Origin of the sequence: Streptomyces sp. SID12488 (genome assembly GCF_010548275.1) — a bacterium.
Classification (GTDB): Bacteria; Actinomycetota; Actinomycetes; order Streptomycetales; family Streptomycetaceae; genus Streptomyces.
Genome location: NZ_JAAGLT010000025.1, coordinates 144,108 through 150,598, shown reverse-complemented (window position 1 = coordinate 150,598; position 6,491 = coordinate 144,108). Strand labels below are relative to the sequence as shown.

5 protein-coding genes and 1 pseudogene are annotated in these 6,491 nt (G+C 70.9%); 4 read left to right on the top strand and 2 right to left on the bottom strand.

The features are described from left to right. The 4 genes and pseudogenes from G3I56_RS31185 to G3I56_RS31170 all read left to right on the top strand — a co-directional run. A pseudogene (locus G3I56_RS31185) lies at window positions 1-536 on the top strand (glucose-6-phosphate isomerase); the annotation flags it as partial. 1 nt (window position 537) lies between these two features. Continuing rightward, window positions 538-1,416 carry a phosphogluconate dehydrogenase (NAD(+)-dependent, decarboxylating) gene (gnd, locus tag G3I56_RS31180; RefSeq protein ID WP_164414800.1) on the top strand — a complete coding sequence of 293 codons (879 nt, stop codon included), beginning with the start codon at window positions 538-540 and terminating at the stop codon, window positions 1,414-1,416. A gap of 6 nt (window positions 1,417-1,422) precedes the next feature. After that, window positions 1,423-2,022: a histidine phosphatase family protein gene (locus tag G3I56_RS31175; protein ID WP_164414798.1), complete on the top strand. Its 600-nt coding sequence runs from the start codon at window positions 1,423-1,425 to the stop codon at window positions 2,020-2,022. Between the two features lie 101 nt (window positions 2,023-2,123). Continuing rightward, complete coding sequence (locus G3I56_RS31170; protein ID WP_164414796.1) at window positions 2,124-3,593, top strand: membrane-associated oxidoreductase; 1,470 nt, start codon at window positions 2,124-2,126, stop codon at window positions 3,591-3,593. A gap of 22 nt (window positions 3,594-3,615) precedes the next feature. On the opposite strand, the gene G3I56_RS31165 is transcribed toward G3I56_RS31170, so the two are convergent. Both G3I56_RS31165 and G3I56_RS31160 read right to left on the bottom strand, forming a co-directional pair. After that, window positions 3,616-5,418, bottom strand: a complete 1,803-nt coding sequence (locus tag G3I56_RS31165) for a sugar phosphate isomerase/epimerase and 4-hydroxyphenylpyruvate domain-containing protein (protein WP_164414794.1) — start codon at window positions 5,416-5,418, stop codon at window positions 3,616-3,618. A 55-nt stretch (window positions 5,419-5,473) separates the two neighbouring features. Then, on the bottom strand, window positions 5,474-6,358 hold the full coding sequence (locus tag G3I56_RS31160) for a shikimate dehydrogenase (RefSeq protein WP_164414792.1): 885 nt from the start codon (window positions 6,356-6,358) through the stop codon (window positions 5,474-5,476). Between the last annotated feature and the right edge of the window lie 133 nt (window positions 6,359-6,491).

Below are 6,491 nucleotides of genomic sequence, written 5' to 3'. Positions count from 1 at the left end.
GGCCGGTGGTGTGGGGCACCCCCGGGACGAACGGGCAGCACGCCTACTACCAGTTGATCCACCAGGGGACGAAGCTGATCCCGGCGGACTTCATCGGGTTCGCCCAGCCGGTCGCGGAACTGAGCGATGAACTCAAGGCGCAGCACGACCTGTTGATGGCCAACTTCTTCGCGCAGACCCAGGCGCTGGCGTTCGGGAAGACGCCGGACGAGGTGCGGGCCGAGGGCGTGCCGGAGGAACTGGTCGCCCACAAGACGTTCCAGGGCAACCACCCGACGACCACCGTCCTCGCGCGCGAGCTGACGCCGTCCGTGCTGGGCCAGTTGATCGCGCTGTACGAGCACAAGGTGTTCGTCCAGGGAGCGATCTGGAACATCGACTCCTTCGACCAGTGGGGCGTCGAGCTGGGCAAGGTCCTCGCCAGGCGTATCGAGCCCGCGCTGACCGGGGGGGCAGATGTGCCCGGCCTCGATTCCTCCACCGCCGCCCTCGTGGCCACGTACCGCACTCTTCGTGACGCTCAGGAAGTGAACTGACATGCAGATTGGTCTGATCGGTCTCGGCAAGATGGGCGGCAACATGCGCGAGCGCATCCGCCGTGCGGGCCACACCGTCACCGGCTACGACCGGAACCCCGAGGTCTCCGACGTCGGCAGCCTGGCCGAGCTCGTCGAGAAGCTCGAAGCGCCGCGTGTGGTCTGGGTGATGGTCCCGGCCGGCGCCGCCACCCAGTCCGTCGTCGACGAACTCGGCGGCCTTCTGAGCGCGGGCGACACGGTCGTGGACGGCGGCAACTCCCGCTGGACGGACGACGAGAAGCACGCCGAGGAGCTCGGCACCAAGGGCATCGGCTTCGTCGACGCCGGTGTCTCCGGCGGTGTGTGGGGGCTCCAGAACGGCTACGCCCTGATGGTCGGCGGCGACAAGGAGCACGTCGAGCGGCTCCACCCGATCTTCGAGGCACTCAAGCCCGAGGGCCCGTACGGCTATGTCCACGCGGGCAAGGTGGGCGCCGGGCACTTCTCGAAGATGGTCCACAACGGCATCGAGTACGCCATGATGCAGGCCTACGCCGAGGGCTGGGAGCTGCTGGAGAAGGTCGACTCCGTCACGGACGTGCGCGAGGTCTTCCGGTCCTGGCAGGACGGGACGGTCATCCGCTCCTGGCTCCTCGATCTGGCGGTCAACGCCCTCGACGAGGACGAGCACCTGGAGCGGCTGCGCGGTTTCGCGCAGGACTCCGGCGAGGGCCGGTGGACGGTCGAGGCGGCCGTCGACAACTCCGTGCCGCTGCCCGCGATCACCGCGTCCCTCTTCGCCCGCTTCGCGTCCCGGCAGGACGACTCCCCGCAGATGAAGATGATCGCGGCGCTGCGCAACCAGTTCGGCGGTCACGCCGTCGAGTCCAAGGAGTAGCAAGCCGTGGGTGACCTTCTTCTTGTCCGCCACGGCGAGACGGAGTGGAGCGCGTCGGGACAGCACACCAGCTGGACCGACCTGCCCCTCACCCCGCACGGTGAGGAGCAGGCCAAGTCCCTCGCTCCGCTCCTCGCCGGACGGACCTTCGCACGAGTGGTGACCAGCCCTCTCACCCGCGCGGTCCGCACCGCCGAACTCGCCGGCCTGTCCGGCGCGTCGACCGATCCGGACCTGCGTGAGTGGGAGTACGGCGGGTACGAGGGTGTGACGACCGCCGAGATCCAGCGCACACGGCCCGACTGGTTCCTGTTCACGGACGGGGTGGCGCCCGGTCCGGACGGGCACCCGGGTGAGTCGCCCGAGGAGGTGGGCCGGCGCGCGGACCGCGCCTTGGCCCACATCGAGGACGCGCTCGGGGAGGGTGACGTGGTCCTGGTGGCCCACGGCCACTTCCTGCGCGTGCTGACGGCCCGTTACCTCGGGCTCCCGCCCGCCGACGGACGGCTGTTCCAGCTCGCCACGGGCACGGTCAGCAGGCTCTCCACCGAGCACGACCGCCCGGTGATCGTGGAGTGGAACTCCCGCTGGAAAGCGTCGAGTTGAGCCGCCTGCCGCTGCTGGGCGACTGAAATGACGATCGGGTCCGGGGCTTTGTCCCCGGACCCGATTGACATGTGTGTCCGGGGCGCGTCAGAGTCGCTCCGATGGAGATCAACGATCTGACGGCGGCCGAGGAGCGGGTGCGGCGGGCCTTTCCCAAGGGCGAGACCGTGGACTTCCGCGAGGGCGATGCCGGGGCCGACAACCCGGACATCGGCCCCGACTGGGGACCGGAGCGGACGATACGCGCCTCCGTGCTGCGAGCCCTGCTGCTCGGCGCCGCGCACGAGGAAGGCGAGATCCCCAAACTCCGGGTGTCGGGGGCCCGCATCACGGGGCAACTCAAGCTCGCGTACGCGGTGGTGGACCACCCGCTCCATCTGCGGTACTGCCACTTCGACGAGTCGCCCGACCTCTACGGCACCCGGCTGCGCCAGCTGAATCTGCGCGGCTCGGTGCTCCCCGCGATCAACCTCGCGAGTACGCGGATCGACGGCCCGCTGCGCATGACCCACTGCCGGGTGCGGGGGCCGGTGCGGCTGGCCGGCGCGGAGATCGCGGGCGCGCTCTTCCTGGACGACGCCGAACTCACCACGTCCGACCCGTCCATGCCGGTGCTCCAGCTCCATCAGGCGGTGCTCGGCGACGGTTTCGCGGCACCCGGACTGCGAGTGCGGGGCGAGGTGCGGCTCGACGGGGCCACGGTGGGCGGGTCGATCGGCCTGGACGACGCCGAGCTGAGCAACCCCGGCGGCCATGCCCTGTGCGCGCGGTCCCTGGAGGTGCGGGCCGACATACGGGCGCGGAATCTGCGCACCCAGGGTGGCATCGACCTGCGCGGCTCCCGTATCGCGGGCTCTGTCGACTTCACCCGGGCGCGGCTGTCCAACCCCGGCGGTACGGCCCTGCGGGCCAGCAGTTGCACCATCGGTGAGCTGTGGCTGTACCGATGCGCGCCGATCGAGGGCCGGTTGCACCTGCGCCGCTCCCGGATCGACGTACTGGGCTTCGAGTCGGAGGTCGCGCCGGGCGAGGTGCTCTTCAACAACCTCACCTACACGGCGCTCAATCCGCACGAGCCGGCCCACCGCCGTCTGCCTCTGCTGGAACGCGACGGCGACGGCTATGTCCCTTACGCCTACGAGCAGTTGGCCGCCGCCTACCGCCATGTCGGCGACGAGGGCGCGGCCCGCCGGGTCCAGCTCGCCAAGCAGCGCCGGCACCGGGCCACCCTGCCCTGGCTGGGCCGGGTGTGGGGCCACCTCCAGGACACCACCGTCGGCTACGGCTTCCGTCCGCTGCGCGCCGCCGTCTGGCTGCTGTCACTGCTGGCGGCCGGCTCCATCGCGTACGCCCTGCACCACCCGCTCCCGCTCAAGCCCGACGAGGCACCGGAGTTCAACCCCGTCTTCTACACCCTCGACCTGCTCCTCCCGGTGATCTCCTTCGGCCAGGAGGAGGCCTTCGCACCCACGGGCGGGTACCAGTTCCTGTCGTACGTCCTCATCCTGACCGGCTGGATCCTGGCCACGACCGTCATCGCCGGGGTGAGCAGGAGCGTCACCCGGCAGTGAGCCCGGTCGGCGGCAACTTCCGTCACCGGAGGGGCTGTTGCGCGTGCTGGGCGGCGAGCCGTACCGGTGCGTTCTGGGCGCCGTAGCCCTGGTAGCCGCCGTCTCGCTGGACGAGTTCGAAGAAGACGCGGCCCACGGTGCGCGTGTAGCAGTGCCTGAACTCGCCCTGTGCGTCACGGTCGTAGAGGATGCCGAGTTCGCGGTACGTGGCCAACTCGCCCTCGGTGAACTCGTACCGGGCCGCGAGGTCGTCGTAGTAGTTCGCGGGCATCGGCAGCAGGCTGCCGCCGGCCGCTCGGAAGCCCCGGGCGGCGGCGACCACGTCGTCGGTGGCGAGCGCGATGTGCTGGGCGCGGGTCTCGTCCTCGCTGGGCGCGGGACCGACGGCGAGCGCGATACGTACGCTGCCATCGGAGTTGGTGACGGCCCGGCTGCGGAAGAGCCCGTACGGGTCGGCGACGTCGACACTCTCCTGGCCGTTCAGGCCGAGCACACTGCGGTGGAAGAGGGCCGCCTCGTCGAAGTGGTGCCAGGGCTGGGTGAGGGCAAGGTGGTCGATGCGGTCGACGCCGCCCTCCGCGTCCCCGGCAGTCCCGATGTACTCGATGGGTTCGAAGTCGGCTCGCCAGTCGGGGAGTTCGGCGCTGTCCCTGGCGCAGAAGAAGAGCTCCGTGCCGTCGGGGGCGGCCACCGCGTCGAGCGGCGCGTCCTTCGGGGCTCGGCGGCGGGGCAGGACCGGCGCCAGGAGTGCCTCGGCCCGGCGGGCGGCGCCTTCCGGATCCGGTGACTCCAGGCCTACGGCGGCCAGTCCGGTGCCGTCACGGCGGGCGGCCGGTCCGGTGTTGACGAGGATGCGCGCCTCGCCGCGCTCCCAGAGGTCGACGGGCTTGCCACGGTGACGTGCCGTACGGGCGAGGCCGAGCGCGCCGAGGAGCGCCACAACCGGTTCGGCATCGGGGGTGACGAGTTCGGCGAAGGCGATGCCGGTGGGGACGACGGGCTCCGGCAGCGGGGCGAGGCCGATGTCCTCCTGGAGGACGAGGAGGGAACGCCGGGCGTCCACCGCGGTCGGTCCGGCCTCGGCCTGCCGGAAGACGTCGTTGAAGACCTCGAGGGAGAGCGGACCGTCGTATCCGGCCCGGACGACGTGCTGGACAAGCCCCGCGATGTCGAAACCGCCCTGCCCGGGGAAGCAGCGGTAGTGGCGGCTCCACTGGAGTACGTCCATGGCGAGCAGCGGGGCGTCGGCCAACTGGAGGAAGAAGATCTTCTCCCCGGGGATGTCCTCGATGCCCTTCGGGTCCGAGCCCCGGGAAAGGATGTGGAAGCTGTCGAGGCAGGTGCCGAGCGCGGGATGGCCGGCCGCCTCGACGATGCTCCAGGCGTGGTCGTACGTGCTGACGTGCCGCCCCCACGCGAGCGCCTCGTAGGCGACGCGGACGCCGAAGTCCTGGGCCAGGGCTGCCAGTTGGCGCAACTGGGCGGCGGCCAGGGCGTCGTCGTCGAGGGCGAGCGGGGAGACGCTGGAGCAGACGAGGACGGTGTCGGTGCCGAGCCTCCGCATCAGCTCGAACTTGTGCCGGGCTCGGCGCAGGTTGCGGGCGAACTCGTCCTCGGGCACGGCCTCGATGTCACGCATCGGCTGGTAGAGGTCGATGGTGAGACCGAGATCGGCGCAGCGGGCGCGGATCTCCTCGGGGGTGAGAGGGCTGGCGAGCAGGTCGTTCTCGAAGATCTCGACCCCGTCGAAACCCGCCCGGGAGGCGGCCGTGAGCTTCTCGGTCAGGGAGCCGCTGAGCGACACGGTGGCGATGGACGTACGCACGTCGGTACCTCTGCCTTCTCTTTGCTTCTGCTTCGGCACTCCTGCTTCGCTGCGTCTACTTCGGTGCCGGGAGCGCGCCCGCCAGTTCCGCGATGTCGGCCAGCATGCGCGCGGTGTCGGGTTGCCGGCCGGTGAAGAGCCGGAACGCGTCCGCGGCCTGGAAGACAGCCATGCCGCCGCCGTCGAGCGTGGCGCAGCCCATCTCACCGGCCGTACGCAGCAACTCGGTCTCCAGCGGGCGGTAGACCACCTCGGCGACCCAGAGACCGGGGTGCAGCAGGTCGGCGGGGAAAGGCAGGCCGGGGTGGGCGGCCATACCGGTGGGCGTCGCGTGCACCAGGCCGTCGGCGCCACCGGCCCGGCCGATCAGCGCCGACAGCCGGTCGGGCGTCGCGGCGGTCGCCCGGCCGGCGCCGAAGTGCCGGTTGAGGGACGCGGCGAGATCCGCTGCCCGGTCGGGCAGCGCGTCGACGACGGTGACCCGGCCGGCGCCGAGGGTGAGCGTGGCGTGGGCGACGGCCGCGCCGGCGCCACCGGCCCCGAGCTGAACGACCCGTTCCAGCGGGGCGTCGGGCAGTCCGCGCGCGAAGGACGCGGCGAAGCCGGTCACGTCCGTGTTGTGGCCGATCGCGCGACCGTCCTCGAAGACCACGGTGTTGACGGCGCCGAGCGCCTCGGCCTGCGGATCGAGGCCGTCGAGGTGTTCGATGACGAGCTGCTTGCACGGGTGGGTGATGTTCAGCCCGTCGAACCCGAGGTCACGGGCCGCCCGCACGAGATCGCCCACCGCGTGTGCCTCGACACCCAGCGTGTCGATGTCGATCAGCCGGTACAGATAGCGCAGCCCCTGCCGGTCGGCCTCCCGCTCGTGCAGCGCGGGGCTCAGCGACGGGCCGATGCCGGAGCCGATGAGCCCGACGAGAAACGAGTCCTTGGCCACGACCGACCTCCACTAATGTACGAACTAGTACGTTAGCTATATCAGCATCACGGCGCATCGGGGAAGCCCCCACGAGTGCTCCAGAAGGGGCGTCACGAGTCCTTCTAGAATCACGGGACCGGCAGCCCCTCGC

What these genes read in the sequence shown, in the direction of transcription:
- gnd (WP_164414800.1), top strand. Translation starts at nt 538, where the DNA reads ATGCAGATTGGTCTGATCGGTCTCGGCAAGATGGGCGGCAACATGCGC.
- G3I56_RS31170 (WP_164414796.1), top strand. Translation starts at nt 2,124, where the DNA reads ATGGAGATCAACGATCTGACGGCGGCCGAGGAGCGGGTGCGGCGGGCC.